This window comes from Pantoea allii (genome assembly GCF_046529425.1).
GTDB lineage: Bacteria > Pseudomonadota > Gammaproteobacteria > Enterobacterales > Enterobacteriaceae > Pantoea > Pantoea allii.
In genome coordinates, this window is sequence record NZ_CP125958.1 from 1532278 (window position 1) to 1551173 (window position 18896).

An 18896-nucleotide genomic window follows, 5' to 3' on the forward strand; every position below is an offset into this window, starting at 1 on the left:
CCAACATGTCTGACGGCTGGAATATTGCGCTACTTGGCGCAACAGGCGCAGTAGGGAACGCTGTACTGGAACTGCTGGCTCAACGCCAGTTCCCGGTTGGTGAATTGTATTTGCTGGCGAGCGATAACGGTGCCGGTGAAATTAAACGTTTCGAAGGCCGTTCTGTTCGGGTCGAAAACGCGGCGGAGTTTGACTGGTCACAGGCACAACTGGCCTTTTTTGTTGCCGGTCGCGAGGCATCAGAACGCTATGCAGAAGAAGCGGCGAGTGCAGGCTGCCTGGTTATCGACAGCAGTGAGCTGTTTGCCCTGTCACCGGACGTGCCGCTGGTGGTGCCGGACGTCAATCCCCAGGTGCTGGCGGATTACCGTAATCGCAATATCATCAGCGTGGCAGATAATCTGGTGAGCCAGTTGCTGACGGCCATTAAACCGCTGGTCGATGCGGCAGGTTTAGGCCGTTTACAGGTGACGAATCTGATCTCTGTCTCCACGCACGGCAAAGCGGCCGTGGATGCGCTGGCAGGGGAAAGTGCACGTTTGCTGAACGGCGTGCCCGCTGACGAGCACCATTTTGGTCGCCAGCTGGCTTTTAACCTTCTGCCGCAGCAGACGGACAGTGAAGGCAGCGTAGAAAGCGAGCGTCGCCTGGTCGATCAGGTGCGTAAAGTGTTGCAGGACGACGGGTTGCCGGTTGCCGTCAGCAGCATTCAGGCACCAGTGTTTTATGGCAATGCGCAGATTGTCCACATTGAAAACCTGCGCCCGCTGTCGGCCGAAGAGGCGAGGGCAGAATGGGCACTGGCGGCCGATATTCGTCTGAGCGAAGAGGCCGAGGTGCCGACGCCGGTCACGGATGCCTCCGGCACCGATGAAATGAGCATCGGCTGTGTGCGTAATGATTACGGCATTCCGGAGCTGTTGCAGTTCTGGTCAGTGGCGGACAACGTTCGTTTTGGCGGCGCGCTGATGGCCGTAAAAACCGCTGAGAAGCTGGTCCAGGAGTACATGTACTGATGTCAGAAGGTCAGACAAAAAAACTGGCACTTGGCATTGAGTACGACGGCAGCCGTTACTATGGCTGGCAACGTCAGCAGGAAGTGCGCAGCGTGCAGGAAAAGCTGGAGCGGGCGCTGTCGAAAGTGGCTGACCATCCGGTCAGCGTATTCTGTGCCGGCCGCACCGATGCCGGGGTCCATGGCACCGGACAGGTGGTGCATTTTGAAACCGTGGCACCGCGCGCCGATGCGGCCTGGACGTTAGGCGTCAACGCTAACCTGCCTGATGATATCGCTGTGCGTTGGGTAAAGGCGGTGCCGGATGACTTTCACGCCCGCTTTAGCGCAACGGCCCGGCGCTATCGTTATCTGATTTACAATCAGCGGCTACGTCCGGCGATTCTGGGCAACGGTGTGACGCACTTTTACTATCCTCTGGATGTGGAAAAGATGCAGCGTGCCGGTCAGTGCCTGCTGGGCGAGAATGATTTTACGTCTTTTCGCGCCGTGCAGTGCCAGTCGCGAACGCCGTGGCGCAATGTGATGCACCTTAATGTCACGCGTCAGGGGCCTTATGTGATTGTCGATATCAAAGCGAATGCCTTTGTGCACCATATGGTGCGCAATATTGTCGGAAGTCTGATGGAAATTGGCTGTGGAAATCAGTCAGAATCCTGGATGGCTGAACTGCTGGCCGCCAAAGACCGTACCCTGGCAGCGGCGACGGCGAAAGCCGAAGGGCTTTATCTGGTTGCGGTGGATTATCCCGCGCATTTTGCTTTACCACAGCCGGCGATGGGGCCATTGTTCCTCGCGGATTAATTAACCTTACGTACAAGGGATCGTTATGGAGTTCATCCATTTTGTGGTCGATTTTATTCTGCACATTGACGTGCATCTGGCCGAATTAGTAGCGCAGTATGGCATCTGGATTTACGCCATTTTATTCCTGATTTTGTTCTGCGAAACGGGATTAGTGGTGACGCCGTTTTTGCCAGGGGATTCGCTGCTGTTCGTGGCAGGGGCGCTGGCGGCATTGCCGGGTAACGATCTCAACGTGCATCTCATGGTGGCGCTGTTGGTCATTGCCGCTATTCTCGGGGATGCCGTGAACTACACCATCGGCAAACTGTTTGGCGAACGGCTGTTCAGTAACCCAGACTCAAAGATTTTCCGCCGCAGCTATCTCGATAAAACCCATGCGTTTTATGCCCGTCACGGGGGAAAAACCATTATTCTGGCCCGCTTCGTGCCTATCGTGCGCACCTTTGCGCCTTTCGTCGCCGGAATGGGGCACATGTCCTATCGCCACTTCGCGCTGTTTAACGTCACCGGCGCGCTGGCCTGGGTGCTGCTGTTCTCCTATGCGGGTTATCTGTTTGGCGATTTGCCTGTGGTGCAGGAAAATCTTAAGCTGCTTATCCTCGGGATCATCGTGGTATCGATTCTGCCGGGTGTGATTGAAATCTGGCGTCATCGCCGCCAGGCTAAGCAGTAAAATCCACCCTGAGCAGCGGCGTTGCTCAGGGGTAAGACCAGATTTTTATCCACAGTCTTAATTGGTTGTGGTTTAATGAGCGACATTTACCGTCTGCTGAAGCGGTTTTCAGCAGTATCGAGACGACTGGACCAGGTCAGTTTTTAACAGAAAGGTCATCAATGAGCTGGATTGAACGCATTCTTAATAAAAGCAACATTACGCCTGCACGTCGTGCCAATATTCCGGAAGGAGTGTGGACGAAATGCGACAGCTGTGGCCAGGTACTTTATCGTGCCGAGCTGGAGCGTAATCTTGAGGTCTGCCCTAAGTGCGACCACCACATGCGCATGCACGCCCGTGAGCGCCTGGCGAGCCTGCTCGATCAGGGCACGCTGGTGGAGTTGGGCAGCGAACTGGAACCCAAGGACCTGCTGAAGTTCCGGGATTCCAAAAAGTATAAAGATCGTCTGGTGGCTGCACAGAAAGCCACGGATGAAAAAGATGCGCTGATTGTGATGAAAGGTCAGCTGCACGGTATGCCGGTTGTGGCAGCCGCCTTTGAATTCGCCTTTATGGGCGGGTCAATGGGTTCTGTGGTTGGCGCACGTTTCGTGCGAGCAGTGGAGCAGGCGCTGGAAGATAACTGCCCAATGATCTGCTTCTCTGCCAGTGGCGGGGCGCGTATGCAGGAAGCGTTAATGTCGCTGATGCAAATGGCGAAAACCAGCGCCGCGCTGGCGAAAATGCAGGAGCGGGGTCTGCCGTATATTTCGGTCCTCACCGATCCAACCATGGGTGGCGTCTCTGCCAGCTTCGCGATGCTGGGCGATCTGAATATCGCCGAACCTAAAGCCCTGATCGGCTTTGCCGGTCCGCGCGTGATTGAGCAGACCGTGCGTGAAAAACTGCCGCCGGGCTTCCAGCGTAGTGAGTTTCTGATTGAGAAAGGGGCGATTGATATGATCATCCGTCGTCCTGAAATGCGCTATAAACTGGCGAGTCTGCTGGCAAAAATGATGAATCTGCCAGCACCGCTGCACGACGGTGAAGCGTTCGCACCTGCGACGACCGACCCGGAGAGCAACGAGGCCTGACAGGAGACCGAAGGCGCGCGGGTCGCGCCTTCCACCAATGCACCGTATACCTTGCGGCTTTCACCGGGTATAAATTTGCAAAACGGGACATATGGACAATCTTCACCTTCCTCAAGCCACGTCGCCTTTGGCCACGTGGCTTTATTATCTTGAACACCTCCACTCTCAGGCGATAGAACTGGGCCTGGATCGTATTCGCCTGGTGGCGCAACGTCTGGACCTGCTTAAGCCTGCGCCCTTCGTGTTTACCGTTGCGGGCACGAATGGCAAAGGCACCACCTGTCGCACTCTGGAAACCCTACTGATCGCCGCCGGTTATCGGGTCGGGGTTTACAGCTCACCGCATCTTGTGCGTTACACCGAGCGTGTCCGGGTTCAGGGGCAGGAACTCAGTGAAGCCCAACACAGCGCCAGTTTCGCCGACATTGAAGCGGGTCGCGGTACAATTTCTTTGACCTATTTTGAATTTGGCACGCTGTCGGCGCTTAACCTGTTTAGGCAGGCAAAGCTGGATGTGGTCATTCTGGAAGTCGGGCTGGGCGGTCGGCTGGATGCGACCAACATTGTCGATGCAGACGTCGCGGTCATTACCAGTATTGCGCTGGACCATACCGACTGGCTTGGCCCGGATCGTAACAGTATTGGTCGGGAAAAAGCCGGTGTCTTCCGCCAGGCTAAACCGGCGGTCGTCGGTGAACCGGATATGCCCGCCACCATTGCTGAAGTCGCCCGTGAAAAAGGCGCGGTGTTAATGCAGCACGGGCGCGACTGGCAGTACCGGCAGCAGGCAGAAAGCTGGTCATTGCGCGATGCGCAAGGCGAGCTGAGTGATTTGCCTCTGCCTCAGGTGCCGTTGCCTAACGCGGCTACCGCCCTGGTGGCGCTTCGCGCTTCAGGGCTGAAGGTCAGCGAGGCGCTGATCCGTGCGCATCTGCCGCTGGCGATTTTGCCCGGCCGTTTCCAGACGATCAGCGAATCACCTCGCGTAATTTTGGATGTTGCCCATAATCCCCACGCCGCAGCCTATCTGGCCTCGCGACTTGCGGCGCTGCCGCAGGCAGGTCGGGTACATGCGGTCGTTGGCATGCTGCATGATAAAGATATTGCTGGCACGCTGGCGGCGCTGTCACCTCAGGTGGACAACTGGTATTGCGCGCCGCTTGATGGCCCTCGCGGTGCCAGCGCGGAACAACTCATGGCGCACGTGACCTCCGCTCAGGCGTTCGCGGATGTTGAACAGGCCTGGCAACAGGCGCGCCAGCAGGCGGAACCGCAGGATATCATTCTGGTCTGCGGCTCTTTCCTGACGGTCGCGCAGGTCATGGAATCGATTGAAACGGAGAAAGGACGTGGCGAGTAAGTTTCAAAACCGTTTAGTCGGTACCGTTATTCTGGTAGCCGTCGGCGTAATCGTATTGCCGGGGCTGCTGGATGGTAAGAAAAAGCATTACAAAGAAGAGTTTGCCGCGATCCCTCTGGTGCCCAAACCCGATGATCAGCAGGACAGCGAAATGGTGCCGCCGGTGACGCAGTCGCTTCCTGCGCAGCCGCCTGCGGGCGCGGGCAGTGCGGTCAGCCATCCTGATGCGGATGACGCTGACGCCACCGAGGGCAGCAGTCAGCCAGAGCACAGCAGCGAGCCGAGCGTGGTATCGCCGCCGCCGGTACATTCATCGACGGCCACGACCACCCCGAAAGCCAAACCGGTGGAGCCAACCCGACCAAAACAGGTTGAACAGGCTAAACCGAAATCGGCAGAGCCGCCGCAGAGCAAACCGGTGGAAAAACCCCGGCCGGTTGAACAGGCTAAGCCGGTTGAAAAAACCAAACCGGCCGAACAATCGCAGCCTGCGGAAAAGCCCGCTCCAGCAGAGCAGCCTAAAGAGAGTCAGCCTGCCGGTCAGGCCTATGTCGTGCAGTTGGGTGCGCTGAAAAATGCCAGTAAGGTCAATGAAATCGTCGCGAAGTTGCGCTTGTCGGGCTACCGGGCTTATACGGTGCCGTCCACGCCGGTACAGGGACAAATCACCCGTATTTATGTTGGGCCGGACGCTTCAAAAGCCAAAATGCAGGCGGCGGTAGCTGAGCTGAAAAACGTGTCGGGCTTAAGCGGCGTCGTAAAATCTTACAGCGCACGTTAAACCGCTGATTGGTGCTGCCGATAAGATTAACAGGCAGCGCCTTTCGCCGCGGGAACGGGGACGCCGGGTGCGGCTCAGGCGTGAATAGCGACCACTTTTCAACCTGTTAATGGGTTAATAATGACACAGGCGAAGAGGGATTTTTTCATCGCCTTTTTTATGGATGCAGAACCTGAAAACCCCTACGCAAACGTTTTCTTTTTCTGTTAGAATGCGCCCCGAACTGGAAGCAGGGGTGCAATGGCACTGGCGCTGGAAGAGTTCATGATCTGGATTGATTACGTCATTATTGCGGTAGTTGGTTTTTCGGCTTTGGTCAGCCTGGTTCGAGGGTTTGTCCGCGAAGCCTTATCTCTTGTTACCTGGGGATGCGCGTTTTTTGTCGCCAGTCATTACTATGCCTACCTTGCAGTCTGGTTCACAGGTTTTGACGACGAACTGGTTCGTAACGGAATCGCGATTGCGGTGCTGTTCATCGCGACCCTGATTGTGGGGGCAATCGTGAACTACGTTATCGGCTCGCTGGTTGAGAAAACCGGCCTGTCGGGAACCGATCGGGTATTAGGCGTTTGTTTCGGGGCGTTGCGTGGTGTGCTCATCGTGGCCGCTTTGCTGTTCTTCCTTGATACATTCACGGGCTTTTCGAAGAGCCCGGACTGGCAGCAGTCTCAACTTATTCCCGAGTTCAGTTCTATAATCAGGTGGTTTTTTGACTACCTGAAAAGCACGTCGAGTTTTTTGCCCCGGTGAGGCCACCGGGCGTACGGCTTAATGAGGAAATGACAACATGTGCGGTATTGTCGGTATCACCGGTTTCATGCCGGTCAACCAGTCGATCTATGACGCGTTAACGGTGCTCCAGCACCGTGGGCAGGATGCCGCAGGCATTTGTACCATCGATGCGCTGAACTGCTTTCGCCTGCGTAAGGCGAATGGTCTGGTCAGCGACGTCTTCGAAGCGCGTCATATGCAACGTTTGCAAGGCAACATGGGGATTGGTCACGCACGCTATCCTACCGCGGGCAGCTCCAGCGCTTCTGAAGCACAGCCGTTCTACGTCAACTCGCCGTACGGTATTTCTCTTGCCCATAACGGCAACCTGACCAATGCACATGAGCTGCGTAAGCGCCTGTTCGAAAAGGGTCGCCGTCATGTGAACACCACCTCAGATTCTGAAATTCTGCTGAATATATTTGCTCAGGAACTGGATCGTTTTCAGCACTATCCGCTGGAAGCCGACAACGTTTTCGCCGCCATTGCGGCGGTGCACCAGCAGGTTCGTGGCGCGTATGCCGTGGTGGCGATGATTATCGGTCACGGCATGGTGGCCTTCCGCGATCCTAACGGCATTCGTCCGCTGGTGCTGGGCAAACGCGTCATTGCCGATGGCCGTACCGAGTACATGGTGGCGTCTGAAAGTGTGGCGCTGGACACCCTGGGTTTTGAATTCATCCGTGACGTTGCACCGGGTGAAGCGGTCTATATCACTGAGCAGGGACAGCTTTCTACCCGTCAGTGCGCCGAAAACCCTAAAAACAATCCTTGCCTGTTCGAATACGTCTATTTTGCCCGTCCGGACTCATTCCTGGATAAGATTTCGGTCTACAGCGCTCGCGTCCGTATGGGCACCAAGCTGGGCCAGAAGATTGCCCGCGAGTGGGAAGATCTGGATATCGACGTGGTGATTCCGATTCCGGAAACCTCAATGGATACCGCACTGGAAATCGCGAGAATCCTTGATAAGCCTTACCGTCAGGGCTTTGTTAAAAACCGCTACGTCGGCCGTACCTTTATCATGCCGGGTCAGCAACTGCGCCGCAGCGCGGTTCGCCGCAAGCTCAACGCTAACCGTGCCGAGTTCCGCGATAAAAACGTCCTGCTGATTGATGACTCTATCGTGCGCGGCACCACCTCTGAGCAGATTATCGAGATGGCTCGTGAAGCGGGCGCGAAAAAGGTTTATCTTGCGTCTGCCGCACCGGAAGTGCGTTTTCCCAATGTCTATGGCATCGATATGCCAAGCGCGACCGAGCTGATTGCCCACGGTCGTGAAGTGGAAGAGATTCGCCAGATCATCAAAGCAGATGCGCTGATTTTCCAGGACCTTGATGACCTTATCGAAGCCGTACGGGAAGAAAACCCGGATATCGTTCAGTTCGAGTGTTCCGTCTTCAACGGTATTTATGTGACGAAAGACGTCGATCAGGGCTATCTTGAATATCTGGAATCCCTGCGTAATGACGACGCAAAAGCTATTGCCCGTCAAAATGAAGTGGAAAATCTTGAGCTGCATAACGAAGGCTAAGCTAACCTGAATGCAAATAAGAGGGCGGGACTTATCCCGCCCTCTGTGTTTTCTGCCGGTCTGCGCTATTATGGTGCGCTTTGCCACTGCAAGGTTGAACGATGAAACGACTCATTATTGGTATTTCTGGCGCAAGCGGCGTGATATTTGGCATCCGGCTGTTGCAGGTTTTGCAGCAGGTCAGCGATGTGGAAACGCACCTGATCATCAGTCAGGCAGCACGTCAGACGCTGAGCCTGGAAAGCGACTACAGCCTGCGGGACGTCCAGGCGCTGGCCGATGTGGTTCACGATGTGCGCGATATTGCCGCCAGCATCTCCTCCGGGTCGTTTAAAACGCTGGGAATGGTGATTCTGCCCTGCTCGATGAAAACCCTGTCCGGTATTGTGCATAGCTACAGCGACTCGCTGCTGACACGTGCAGCGGATGTGGTGCTGAAAGAGCAGCGCAAGCTGGTACTGTGCGTGCGTGAAACACCGCTGCATATCGGTCATCTGCGGATGATGACCACCGCGGCTGAACTGGGGGCCATCATTATGCCGCCGGTGCCTGCTTTTTATCACCGTCCTACCACGATTGATCAACTGGTCGATCAGACCGTTAATCGGGTTATCGATCAGTTTGATATTGAACTGCCGCAGGATTTATTTGTGCGCTGGCAAGGTGCATAAGTTTCTTCTTCCGCACTTATTTGGTGCAGAAACGCGGGAGCGATCACTGTTCCTGTATTTCCTGAACTAAAAGTTCACAACATCGCTTTTTCTCTGCGACATCACTGATATATTCCATTCACAAACCCAGCCTTTTCGTGGCTAAACGGCTGGCTGGGCAGGCGGTAACGTTGCAGAACTGGCATGAAACATGCACAGGAAAAGGCAGTGTTAGTCGCAAACACACATCATGCACCACATAACAATAAGCATTTTACTTGAGGGTAATCTATGAAGAAGCGTGTTCTGGCTCTTTCTTTAATGTTGGGCCTGTCCAGTGCGGCCAGCGTATTTGCAGCAGTACCGACCTCGATTCGTGTCGGCACTGACCCAACATATCCGCCGTTTGAGTCGAAAAACGCGCAAGGACAACTGGTCGGTTTTGATATCGATCTGGCTAACGAAATCTGTAAACGTATTCAGACCAAGTGTACTTACGTAGAAAGCGACTTTGATGCGCTGATCCCCTCTTTGAAAGCCAAGAAAATCGACGCCATCATCTCCTCGCTGTCTATCACCGCTAAGCGTCAGGAAGAAATTGCGTTCTCTGACAAGCTCTATGCTGCCAATGCGCGTTTAGTGGCGCCTAAAGGCGCAAAAATTGAACCCACTCCTGAGTCGCTGAAAGGCAAAAATATCGGCGTACTGCAGGGCACCACCCAGGAAACCTATGCTAATCAGAACTGGCGTCCAAAAGGTGTGACCGTCACGCCTTATGCTAACCAGGATCTGGTGTATCAGGATCTGACCGCTGGCCGTATCGATGCTGCCTTCCAGGACGAAGTTCAGGCTGCCGAAGGCTTCCTGAAACAGCCGGTTGGCAAGAGCTATGCGTTTGCAGGCCCGGCAGTGAAAGACGATAAAATCTTTGGCGTCGGCACCGGCATGGGATTGCGTAAAGATGACACCGAGCTGAAAGCGGCCATTGACAAAGCGTTCGAATCTATGCGTAAAGACGGTACCTACGACAAAATCGCGAAGAAATATTTTACTTTCAACGTGTACGGTGACTGATCTGTCGTCTTCGCTTCTGCTGTTCGCATAACAGGATGCGCCTCTGGTTGCCCCAGCCTGTCTGGCCGGGGCAACGTTGTGCGTTATCGTTTATGTGTTAACAGAAGCAACGCGGCCCGTCTGTAGGGCGGGCACCGCGTCGTTTCCACCCCACGACAGGACTTTTTTCCATGTTGTATGGCTATTCTGATGTCATTTTAAAAGGGACGCTGGTCACGCTTGAGCTCGCGCTGAGTTCAGTCTTGATGGCGGTGATCCTGGGTCTGATTGGTGCTGGCGCGAAACTATCGCGTAATCGCCTGCTGTCCCTGATTTTTGAGGGCTACACGACGCTGATTCGTGGCGTGCCCGACCTCGTTCTGATGCTGCTGATCTTCTACGGTCTGCAGATTGCGCTGAATCACCTTACCGATGCGCTCGGACTGGCCCAGTTCGATATCGATCCTATGGTTGCGGGTATCATTACGCTGGGGTTTATTTACGGCGCGTATTTTACCGAAACCTTCCGCGGTGCCTTTATGGCGGTGCCAAAAGGGCAAATCGAAGCGGCCACGGCGTTTGGTTTTACCGGTTCCCAGATTTTCCGCCGAATCCTGTTTCCGGCGATGATGCGCTATGCGCTGCCCGGCATTGGTAACAACTGGCAGGTGATCCTGAAAGCCACGGCGCTGGTTTCCCTGTTAGGTCTGGAAGATGTGGTTAAAGCCACGCAGCTGGCTGGCAAAAGCACATGGCAGCCGTTTTATTTTGCCATCGTAGCCGGTGTGATCTATCTGGTCTTTACGACCTTGTCTAACGGCATTCTCTGGTGGCTCAATCGCCGCTACACGGTCGGTGTGAAGAGGGCGGAGCTATGATCGAGATTCTTCACGAATACTGGAAAGCGCTGCTCTGGACAGACGGTTATCGCTTCACCGGCGTAGCCATTACCCTGTGGCTGCTGATTGTCTCGGTCGTGCTGGGCGGCTGCATGGCGGTGTTGCTGGCGATTGCGCGCGTGTCACCGAATCGTTTTATCAGCCTGCCGGTGTGGCTTTTTACCTACGTTTTTCGCGGTACGCCGCTTTATGTGCAACTGCTGGTGTTCTACTCCGGCATGTATACGCTGGAAATCGTTAAAGGTACGGAACTGCTGAATGCGTTTTTCCGTAGCGGCCTGAACTGTACGTTACTGGCTTTCACCCTGAATACCTGCGCCTACACCACGGAAATTTTCGCCGGTGCGATTCGTGCTGTGCCACACGGCGAAATTGAAGCCGCGCGGGCCTATGGCTTTTCCACCTTTAAACTGTATCGCTGCATTATTTTGCCTTCTGCGCTGCGCACGGCCTTACCGGTTTACAGCAATGAAATCATACTGATGCTGCACTCAACCGCACTGGCTTTTACCGCAACCGTGCCAGATTTGCTGAAAATCGCCAGGGACATTAACGCGGCAACCTATCAGCCCTTTACCGCGTTCGGCATTGCGGCCGTGTTGTACCTGATTATTTCTTATGTGCTGATTAGCCTGTTTCGTCTTGCGGAACGTCGTTGGCTGGCGCACGTGAAACCTTCTTCATCGCATTGAGTAAGACTATGGCTGATAACAAATTAAGCGTCACCGACCTGCATAAACATTACGGTGAACATGAAGTATTAAAAGGCGTGTCATTGCACGCCAATGCGGGCGATGTCATCAGTATTATTGGCTCGTCGGGTTCAGGGAAAAGTACCTTTTTACGCTGTATCAACTTCCTCGAAAAACCGAGCGAAGGCGCCATTGTGGTCAACAACACCGCCATTACCCTGGTGCGCGATACGGATGGCCAGTTAAAAGTGGCAGACAAGGAGCAACTGCGCCTGCTTCGTACCCGTCTGACGATGGTCTTTCAGCATTTCAACCTGTGGAGCCACATGACCGTGCTGGAAAACGTCATGGAAGCGCCGATTCAGGTGTTGGGGCTGAGTAAAGCCGAGGCACGTGAGCGCGCCATTACCTATCTGAATAAGGTCGGCATTGATGAGCGGGCGCAGGGAAAATATCCCGTACACCTGTCCGGTGGTCAGCAGCAACGCGTTTCGATTGCCCGCGCACTGGCGATGGAGCCGGAAGTGCTGCTGTTTGATGAGCCTACCTCTGCTCTGGACCCCGAACTGGTCGGTGAGGTGCTGCGCATCATGCAGAAACTGGCCGAAGAGGGCAAAACCATGGTGGTGGTCACACACGAAATGGAATTTGCCCGTCACGTTTCCAGCCACGTGATTTTCCTGCATCAGGGAAAAATTGAGGAGCAGGGACCCCCGACGGAATTATTCGGTAACCCGAAAAGCCCACGCTTACAGCAGTTCCTTAAGGGATCGCTGAAGTAGTTGAGTTACCTGTCATTCAGCAGGCGCATGGCGGTGGTTTCATCGGTCACCAGGCCCGATATCCAGCCGCCCTTCACCGCAGCCTGAATGGCAGCATATTTTCGCTCACCACCGGCAAAGCCGATGATATTGCGCGTCGTCTGGCTTTCCAGCGTCACGCTGGTTAACAGCGCATCGGTCTCCCCCAGAACACGTTCGCCCTGCTGATTGAAGAAGTGGCCGAGCATTTCCCCGACAACGCCGCGCGCATTCAGCGCTTGCACCTGACGGTCAGTAATAAAGCCTTCCGCATTCAGTGGACAGCCGGGGTTAACTTCCCCGATCCCCAGAAACGTCACATGGGCCTGCAGTGCACGATCGACCACGCGCTGATAGACCTGATGCTGACACCACATCTGCTTATCTTCCGGGCTGTCAGCAAACAGCGGCGCGGGGATGAAGAAATACTTGCCCTGCATTTTTTCAGACAGCTTAAGTGGCACGTCATAGCGGGTGCCCGAGTCGTCACGGGCAATCGCGCCAATCATGGAAACACAGTGGTGCTGAGGGCGTTCCACCCAGGGCAGCGCATCGATAATGGCGCGCAGCGTTTTGCCCGATCCAATGCCAAACACCTGCGGCTGATCGTCATTGATAAACTGTGACATCACCTCTGCACCTTCCACCGCCAGCATCTGCTGTATGGCGTCGTCGTCAAGGCCACCGGAGGGCACGACGCGACAATGCTGCAGGCCAAATTTTTCCTGCACATCGTGCGCCAGACGCAGGCAGTGCGTGACAGGATGATCGATCTTCACGCTGACCATTCCCATTTCACGCGCCCCTGAAATCAGGCGCTGGGCAACCTGGCGCGACAATCCCAGCGCCCGGGCGATCTCCTGCTGCGTTAAGCCCGCGACGTAATACATCCAGGCAGCACGCGCGGCGAGTTCCTGTTTCTTCTCTTCTTTGTTCATTCCGGCATTCCATCTTCTGTGAACCGCCATTTTATCGCGCAATGCGGCGAAAAGCCTATTCGGGCAAAAGCGCATTTTCTGGGCGAATGTTTTAAATGTGAAATTAATCACAGTACATCGACGTAACCTCTGATTAACATATGTGTATCCGGGCAAATGCCCTCTAGTTAAACAAATGCTTAAAGAGGTCGTGATGACAACGTCAGTTTGGATGCATATCGGCGCAGGCTCGTTCCATCGTGCTCATCAGGCATGGTATCTGCATCGACTGATGCAGCAGGGCGACAGCCGTTGGCATATCGCCCTGGGAAATATCCGCGATGATGCCACGCCGTTACTCACGCAGTTGGCTGCGCAGCAAGGCGAATATGTGCTGGAAACGGTCACGCCAGAAGGCGATCGCGATTACGAAACCATCACCTCGATTCGTCAGGTTCTGCCGTGGGACAAAGGGATCAGCGCGCTGGTGCGGCAGGGTGCCGATCCGGCAACCCGGGTGATCGCGTTTACCGTGACCGAAGCCGGTTACTATTTAACGCCGGAGCATGAACTGGACCTGCAGCAGCCCGATATCCGTGCGGATCTTAACGGCGAGGCACGGACGCTGTATGGCGCGCTGGTGCGCATCCTGACGGCACGTGTTGCCAACGGCGGTGCACCCGTAACGCTGTTGAACTGCGACAATCTGCGTCATAACGGTGAACGTTTTCGCCAGGGCTTTTTAGCTTTCCTGGCGGCGAAGGGCGCAGATCGCCTGGCCGAGTGGGTACGCGAGAAGACGACATCGCCAAATACCATGGTTGACCGTATCACCCCGCGCCCCACGGCAGATGTCGCTGAGCGGGTTCAGGCCGCGACAGGTAAAGATGATGCGGTGCCGGTGATGGCGGAATCCTTTATTCAGTGGGTCATTGAAGACGATTTTATTGCCGGGCGTCCGGCGCTGGAGCAGGTTGGCGTCGAGCTGGTGGACTCGGTGCTGCCCTGGGAAGAGGCCAAAATCCGTATCCTGAACGCCACCCACAGTGCAATTGCCTGGGCGGGAACCCTTATCGGCTTGCTTTACATCGATGAAAGCACCCGACAGAAAGCCATCCACCAGATGGCCTGGGAATACGTCTCTCAGGATGTCATTCCCTCGCTCTCTCCCAGCCCGCTAAACCTGGCGGACTATCGGGATGTGGTGTTGTCTCGCTTCAGTAACCCGTGGATCAAAGACACCAACCAACGTGTGGCGGCGGATGGCCTGTCAAAAATTCCCGCGATGGTGACGCCGACCTTGCAGGAATGTTACCGGCGCGGCACGCCGCCAGCCGCCAGCCTGGTGCTACCCGCGCTGTTCTATCTGTTTTTGCAGCGTTGGGCCCGGGGAGAGCTGCCCTATGACTATCAGGATGGCGTGCTGCAACCCGACGTGATTCAGCAGTGGTTTGCCCGCACCGATCCGCTGGCGGCATATATGAGCCAGTCTTCCCTGTTTGGTGAGCTGGCCGCGTCTGACGATTTTCATGCGCGGCTGACCACGACCGTGGCCGGGCTGGAAACATGGTTGGTCCAGCCAGAGCAACTTCTTGCCGTGGTGTAGGGAGATGACTGGTTCTGGCTATGGATATTGGCCGCTCAGCGCTAAAAGCGCCGATGGTGAAATCACGGCAGCAGCATGGCATCGGAACATGCCGCATCTTATCCGCACCGGGCAGAGCAGAGCCCATGAAGCGGGTAACGCGCAGCTGCCTGAACGTCGCGGTGCTGGCGCTGACCATCGTTATACATCTCGTCAATGCGGCGGGTCATGAGCGGGCGGACGCGCAAATGTACCTCAACGTGCCAAATCCTGGCGTTTTCTGCCCAGGACCAGAGGCTTTAGCGCCGCCTTACACAGTGCCGTGGCTCTACCGTCAACCATGTCAGTCTCGCTCGCTGACCTGATTAACCTGTAACCGAACAGAGAAGGACCATCGTCATGCACTCTACTGCGTACTGGTTTGGCTTGCCCAAACATCTGATCTGGGGATTTGTGGCTATTGCCGTTTTTATGGCGGGTGACGGCTTCGAGATGGCTTTCCTGTCACGCCATATTACCGATATGGGGTTCACGCCAGGCCAGTCGGCGCTGGTGTTCACTTTTTACGGTTTAGCCGTGGCGCTGGCGGCATGGGCGTCAGGTGTGGTGGCGGAGCTGATTACCCCGCAGCGCGCCATGCTGATTGGTTTTATTTTGTGGGTGGTCATGCATGCCCTGTTTATGAGCCTGGGGTTAGGGATGCGTAATTATCCGCTCATGGTGCTGTTCTATGGTATTCGTGGTTTGGCCTATCCGCTGTTTATCTACTCATTCATGATGATGCTGGTGCAGGTCCTGCCACGGGAAAGGCTGGCTGCCGCCACGGGCTGGTTCTGGGCGATGTATTCGGTGGGGATCGGCGTAGTGGGAAGCTATCTGCCAAGCCTGATTATCCCTTCCGTTGGTGAAACCGGCACATTATGGCTGGCGATTGGCTGGGTCACCTGCGGCGGCTTGCTGGCGTACTTTAGCCTGCGCAACGTGCCGGTCGATCGTTCTCGCGTCAACTTGCCTCTGCGGGAAAAAATGACGGAGATGTCGCGAGCGGTGACCATCCTGTTCACCAACCAGCATGTGTTTTATGCCTGCCTTATCCGCATCATTAACACATTGTCGCTGTTTGGCTTTGCCATCATCATGCCGCTGCTGTTTGTGGACCGCCTTGGGTTTACCCTGTCGGAGTGGCTACAAATTTGGGCGGTGTTCTTCTTTGTGACCATCTTTACCAATATTTTCTGGGGCATCATGGGCGAACGTATTGGCTGGATTCGCCAGGTACGCTGGTTTGGCTGCCTGGGAATGGCTGTTTCCAGCCTGGCGTTCTACTACCTGCCTGTCTATGCCGGTCACAATTTCCTGGTCGCCCTTATTCCCGCCGTGATGCTGGGGATTTTCGTTGCAGCCTTTGTGCCGATGACGGCGGTTTTCCCCACGCTGGAGCCGCATCATCAGGGCGCGGCCGTTTCGGTATATAACCTGTCTGCCGGCATGAGCAATTTTGTCGCGCCCGCGATCGCCTCGGTGATGCTGCCGTTTTTTGATATCGTCGGCGTGGTCTGGGCGTACACCGGTCTGTATGTGTTTGCTGGTGTGCTGACGTTTATCATTCGCGTCCCGCAACCGAATCACGGCGCGCTGCGTAGGGTGAAGTCAAAACCCGCCGTCACGTCGCAGTAAACGACAGGGGAGCGCCATGCTCCCCTCTGTCGCTCAGTTTTTTACCACGTCCTGTAACGCATCCTGAAGCTCATACCAGCGGAAGCGAAAACCCGACGCCTCCAGTCGTTTGGGCAGCACATGTTGCCCACCCAGCACCAGCACAGAAGATTCACCCATCATCAGTTTTATGGCACTGGCTGGGGTGCGCATAAAAGCAGGGCGGTGCATCACTTCGCCCAGCGTGGCGGCAAACTGCTCATTGCGCACGGCATAGGGCGAAACCATGTTAAAAGGGCCGCTGCAGTCGTCATTGTCCAGCAACCACATAATGCCATTGACCATGTCATCAATATGAATCCACGGCATATACTGTTTGCCGCTGCCGATAGGGCCACCGATACCCAGTTTAAACGGCAGTTTCATTTTACTCAGCGCGCCGCCCTCGCGCGCCAGCACGACACCGGTTCGCAGCAGGCAGACGCGCGTGCGCTCTGTTTGAGCGGTCAGCGCCAACTGCTCCCAGCGGGCACACAGCTCGTGGGTAAACTCATTTTGGCCGGGATCATCCTCGGTTAATACGACGTCGCCACTGTTGCCATAAAAGCCCGTCGCCGATCCCGAAATGAAGACGCGCGGTGGTGTGGTGCTGGCATTGATCAGTGAGGTGATGCGTTCCGTGATTTGCCAGCGGCTCTCGCACAACTGCTGTTTATGCGCCTCGGTCCAGCGTTTATCAGCGATGGGTTCGCCGGCCAGATTTATGACGGCATCGATGCCGTCAAGCGACTGCTGTTGCGCCAGGCCTGACCAGAGCGCGATATCCTCCCCCAGCTTTTCTCGTGCGGCGGCCACGTCGCGGGTGACCACGCTAACCTCGTGACCGAAGTGTTGTAAACGTGGGATAAGATGGCGGCCAATAAGCCCGGTTCCACCGGTGATTAAGATATGCATAGTGCGGCTCCGTCTGATTTTTTATTTTTTGCTTACTTCATCATAGAAGAGTCGTACCCGTGTGGCGTGAGCCGCTTCGTAATTTAGCGAGTTGACCCCAAACATCGGACCAGCGCCTGGTTGTTTTCAGAAATAAAAGTCGGTAAACATGAGGCACCCCTTTTAGCCATTCGAGGTAGCAGATGAATTACCCTTCCATCACCCTGTGGTCAGATTCATCTTTCTTTAGTCCTTATGTCATGTCGGCTTATGTTGCGCTCAGCGAAAAAGGGGTGCCTTTTAGCGTAAAGCGTCTCGATTTATCGCAAAACCAGCAGCGTGCGGAAACCTACCGCGATCTGTCGTTAACCTGCCGTGTGCCGACCTTACAGGTCGATGACTTTATGCTGAGTGAATCCTCGGCGATCTGCGAATACCTTGAGGAGCGTTTTGCCGCCCCCGAGTACGAACGTCTTTATCCCAAAGATCGCGAGAAACGTGCGCGCGCCCGGCAAATTCAGGCCTGGCTACGCAGCGATCTGATGCCGATTCGCCAGGAGCGTCCTACCGAGGTGTTGTTTGCGGGAGAGCACTTTGCGCCGTTGTCGCCAGCGGCACTGGAAGCGGCGGATAAACTGATCGCCGCCGTACAGCGCCTGTTACCGGAGCGGCAGCAAAATTTATTTGGTGAGTGGTGCATTGCAGATACCGATTTGGCTGTCATGCTTAATCGACTGGCGCTGCATGGTGATACGTTGCCTGCGCGTTTACAACATTATGCCGAGTTTCAATGGCAGCGAGCATCAGTCCAGTTATGGTTAGCGGAAAGCGGCAAAAATCGCTAGCGATCGGCGCTTGCTCAACCCGTCATAAGTGATTACCTTACGACTGATAAAAACGTGGCAAACAGCGCGTGCATAAAGACACGCTAAACAGGAAAGGGTTACGGATGGTGGATCACATTGCTGGTGGCGAAATCGAATGGGTCGATATCGTAAGCGAAGAGAATGAAGTCGTTGCACAGGCTACGCGTGCGCAGATGCGCGCGCAATGCTTACGTCACCGCGCAACCTATATCGTGGTTCATGACGGTATGGGCAAAATACTGGTTCAGCGCCGTACTGAAATCAAAGATTTTATGCCGGGTAAACTGGATGCAACTGCCGGTGGCGTGGTGCAGAGTGGCGAGGACATGCTGGAATCTGCGCGACGCGAAGCCGAAGAAGAGCTGGGCATTGCGGATGTTCCCTTTGCAGAACATGGCAAATTCTACTTTGAAGATGAGCATTGCCGCGTCTGGGGCGGCTTATTCAGTTGCGTGTCGCACGGCCCCTTTGCCATGCAGGAAGAAGAGGTGGATGAAATCTTCTGGATGACCCCGGATGAAATCACCGCGCGCTGTGATGAGTTTACCGATGATTCGCTTAAAGCCTTATCTTTATGGCTGAGTCGTAACAACGAAAACAGTCACTGATACCTTCTGTTAGCTTTGCGCGCGGTCATGGCCGTTCGCAAAGCTAGTCCTCTGTTTTAATCGCCGCCGCATTCCCGCCTGATTATCAGCTCCCCGTCTTTTAGCCATCAGTCGCGTTGTCAGGGCAACGCCGTCCATTCACCTTGCGCGCAAGAAACGGGCAGGGGATTTATGCTAGTCGGCCTGTCAGAACAGGAAAGCGGTTATGGGTCAACGGTGC

The 18896-nt window shown here is 55.2% G+C and carries 20 protein-coding genes; 18 read left to right on the forward strand and 2 right to left on the reverse strand.

Annotated elements, in window-relative coordinates:
• Positions 1 to 5: 5 nt before the first annotated feature.
• From QNH99_RS07495 to hisP, 13 genes are all read left to right on the forward strand, one after another.
• Positions 6 to 1016: an aspartate-semialdehyde dehydrogenase gene (locus QNH99_RS07495; protein ID WP_109717425.1), complete on the forward strand. Its 1011-nt coding sequence runs from the start codon at positions 6 to 8 to the stop codon at positions 1014 to 1016.
• Positions 1016 to 1819 carry a tRNA pseudouridine(38-40) synthase TruA gene (gene truA / locus QNH99_RS07500; RefSeq protein WP_109717424.1) on the forward strand — a complete coding sequence of 268 codons (804 nt, stop codon included), beginning with the start codon at positions 1016 to 1018 and terminating at the stop codon, positions 1817 to 1819. The genes QNH99_RS07495 and truA overlap by 1 nt, the downstream gene beginning before the upstream one ends.
• A gap of 25 nt (positions 1820 to 1844) precedes the next feature.
• Positions 1845 to 2495, forward strand: a complete 651-nt coding sequence (locus QNH99_RS07505; RefSeq protein WP_063880328.1) for a DedA family protein — start codon at positions 1845 to 1847, stop codon at positions 2493 to 2495.
• Positions 2496 to 2656: 161 nt separating this feature from the next.
• Positions 2657 to 3571, forward strand: a complete 915-nt coding sequence (gene accD, locus QNH99_RS07510) for an acetyl-CoA carboxylase, carboxyltransferase subunit beta (RefSeq protein ID WP_063880327.1) — start codon at positions 2657 to 2659, stop codon at positions 3569 to 3571.
• 91 nt (positions 3572 to 3662) lie between these two features.
• Positions 3663 to 4931, forward strand: coding sequence for a bifunctional tetrahydrofolate synthase/dihydrofolate synthase (gene folC, locus QNH99_RS07515; protein WP_410516220.1), 1269 nt, complete (start codon positions 3663 to 3665; stop codon positions 4929 to 4931).
• Positions 4921 to 5712 carry a cell division protein DedD gene (dedD, locus tag QNH99_RS07520; protein ID WP_410516221.1) on the forward strand — a complete coding sequence of 264 codons (792 nt, stop codon included), beginning with the start codon at positions 4921 to 4923 and terminating at the stop codon, positions 5710 to 5712. Before folC ends, dedD begins: the two co-directional genes overlap by 11 nt.
• Before the next feature lie 264 nt (positions 5713 to 5976).
• Complete coding sequence (gene cvpA / locus QNH99_RS07525; protein WP_026021019.1) at positions 5977 to 6462, forward strand: colicin V production protein; 486 nt, start codon at positions 5977 to 5979, stop codon at positions 6460 to 6462.
• A gap of 37 nt (positions 6463 to 6499) precedes the next feature.
• A complete protein-coding gene (gene purF / locus QNH99_RS07530) occupies positions 6500 to 8017 on the forward strand; it encodes an amidophosphoribosyltransferase (RefSeq protein ID WP_063880324.1) in 1518 nt (505 codons plus the stop codon).
• 101 nt (positions 8018 to 8118) lie between these two features.
• On the forward strand, positions 8119 to 8688 hold the full coding sequence (locus QNH99_RS07535) for a UbiX family flavin prenyltransferase (RefSeq protein WP_063880323.1): 570 nt from the start codon (positions 8119 to 8121) through the stop codon (positions 8686 to 8688).
• A gap of 270 nt (positions 8689 to 8958) precedes the next feature.
• Positions 8959 to 9741, forward strand: coding sequence for a lysine/arginine/ornithine ABC transporter substrate-binding protein ArgT (argT, locus tag QNH99_RS07540; RefSeq protein WP_109717420.1), 783 nt, complete (start codon positions 8959 to 8961; stop codon positions 9739 to 9741).
• A 170-nt stretch (positions 9742 to 9911) separates the two neighbouring features.
• Positions 9912 to 10598 (forward strand): histidine ABC transporter permease HisQ, encoded by a 687-nt coding sequence (locus QNH99_RS07545; RefSeq protein ID WP_063880321.1) that lies wholly within the window; start codon positions 9912 to 9914, stop codon positions 10596 to 10598.
• Positions 10595 to 11311, forward strand: coding sequence for an ABC transporter permease (locus tag QNH99_RS07550; protein ID WP_410517509.1), 717 nt, complete (start codon positions 10595 to 10597; stop codon positions 11309 to 11311). Before QNH99_RS07545 ends, QNH99_RS07550 begins: the two co-directional genes overlap by 4 nt.
• An 8-nt stretch (positions 11312 to 11319) precedes the next feature.
• Entirely contained in the window at positions 11320 to 12093 is a 774-nt protein-coding gene (gene hisP / locus QNH99_RS07555) for a histidine ABC transporter ATP-binding protein HisP (protein WP_063880319.1), read from the forward strand.
• Positions 12094 to 12098: 5 nt separating this feature from the next.
• Here hisP and QNH99_RS07560 read toward each other — a convergent pair whose 3' ends face one another.
• Positions 12099 to 13049: a sugar-binding transcriptional regulator gene (locus QNH99_RS07560; protein WP_241567734.1), complete on the reverse strand. Its 951-nt coding sequence runs from the start codon at positions 13047 to 13049 to the stop codon at positions 12099 to 12101.
• 193 nt (positions 13050 to 13242) lie between these two features.
• Here QNH99_RS07560 and dalD point away from each other — a divergent pair, with 193 nt between their 5' ends.
• Genes dalD through QNH99_RS07575 form a run of 3 tightly spaced genes read left to right on the forward strand, consistent with a single transcriptional unit; the run spans position 13243 to position 16290 of the window.
• Positions 13243 to 14634, forward strand: a complete 1392-nt coding sequence (gene dalD, locus QNH99_RS07565; RefSeq protein ID WP_410517510.1) for a D-arabinitol 4-dehydrogenase — start codon at positions 13243 to 13245, stop codon at positions 14632 to 14634.
• Positions 14635 to 14654: 20 nt separating this feature from the next.
• Entirely contained in the window at positions 14655 to 14978 is a 324-nt protein-coding gene (locus QNH99_RS07570; protein WP_410517511.1) for a hypothetical protein, read from the forward strand.
• Positions 14979 to 15012: 34 nt separating this feature from the next.
• Positions 15013 to 16290 (forward strand): MFS transporter, encoded by a 1278-nt coding sequence (locus QNH99_RS07575; RefSeq protein ID WP_063880315.1) that lies wholly within the window; start codon positions 15013 to 15015, stop codon positions 16288 to 16290.
• A 33-nt stretch (positions 16291 to 16323) separates the two neighbouring features.
• Here the strand turns inward: QNH99_RS07575 and QNH99_RS07580 are convergent, their stop codons facing one another.
• Positions 16324 to 17223 carry a TIGR01777 family oxidoreductase gene (locus QNH99_RS07580; protein WP_218995456.1) on the reverse strand — a complete coding sequence of 300 codons (900 nt, stop codon included), beginning with the start codon at positions 17221 to 17223 and terminating at the stop codon, positions 16324 to 16326.
• 182 nt (positions 17224 to 17405) lie between these two features.
• Here QNH99_RS07580 and yfcF point away from each other — a divergent pair, with 182 nt between their 5' ends.
• Both yfcF and yfcD read left to right on the forward strand, forming a co-directional pair.
• Positions 17406 to 18047, forward strand: a complete 642-nt coding sequence (gene yfcF, locus QNH99_RS07585; protein WP_063880313.1) for a glutathione transferase — start codon at positions 17406 to 17408, stop codon at positions 18045 to 18047.
• Between the two features lie 104 nt (positions 18048 to 18151).
• The gene (gene yfcD, locus QNH99_RS07590; RefSeq protein WP_096010891.1) at positions 18152 to 18676 is read left to right on the forward strand and encodes an NUDIX hydrolase YfcD; all 525 of its coding nucleotides are present in this window, start codon (positions 18152 to 18154) and stop codon (positions 18674 to 18676) included.
• Positions 18677 to 18896 lie beyond the last annotated feature (220 nt).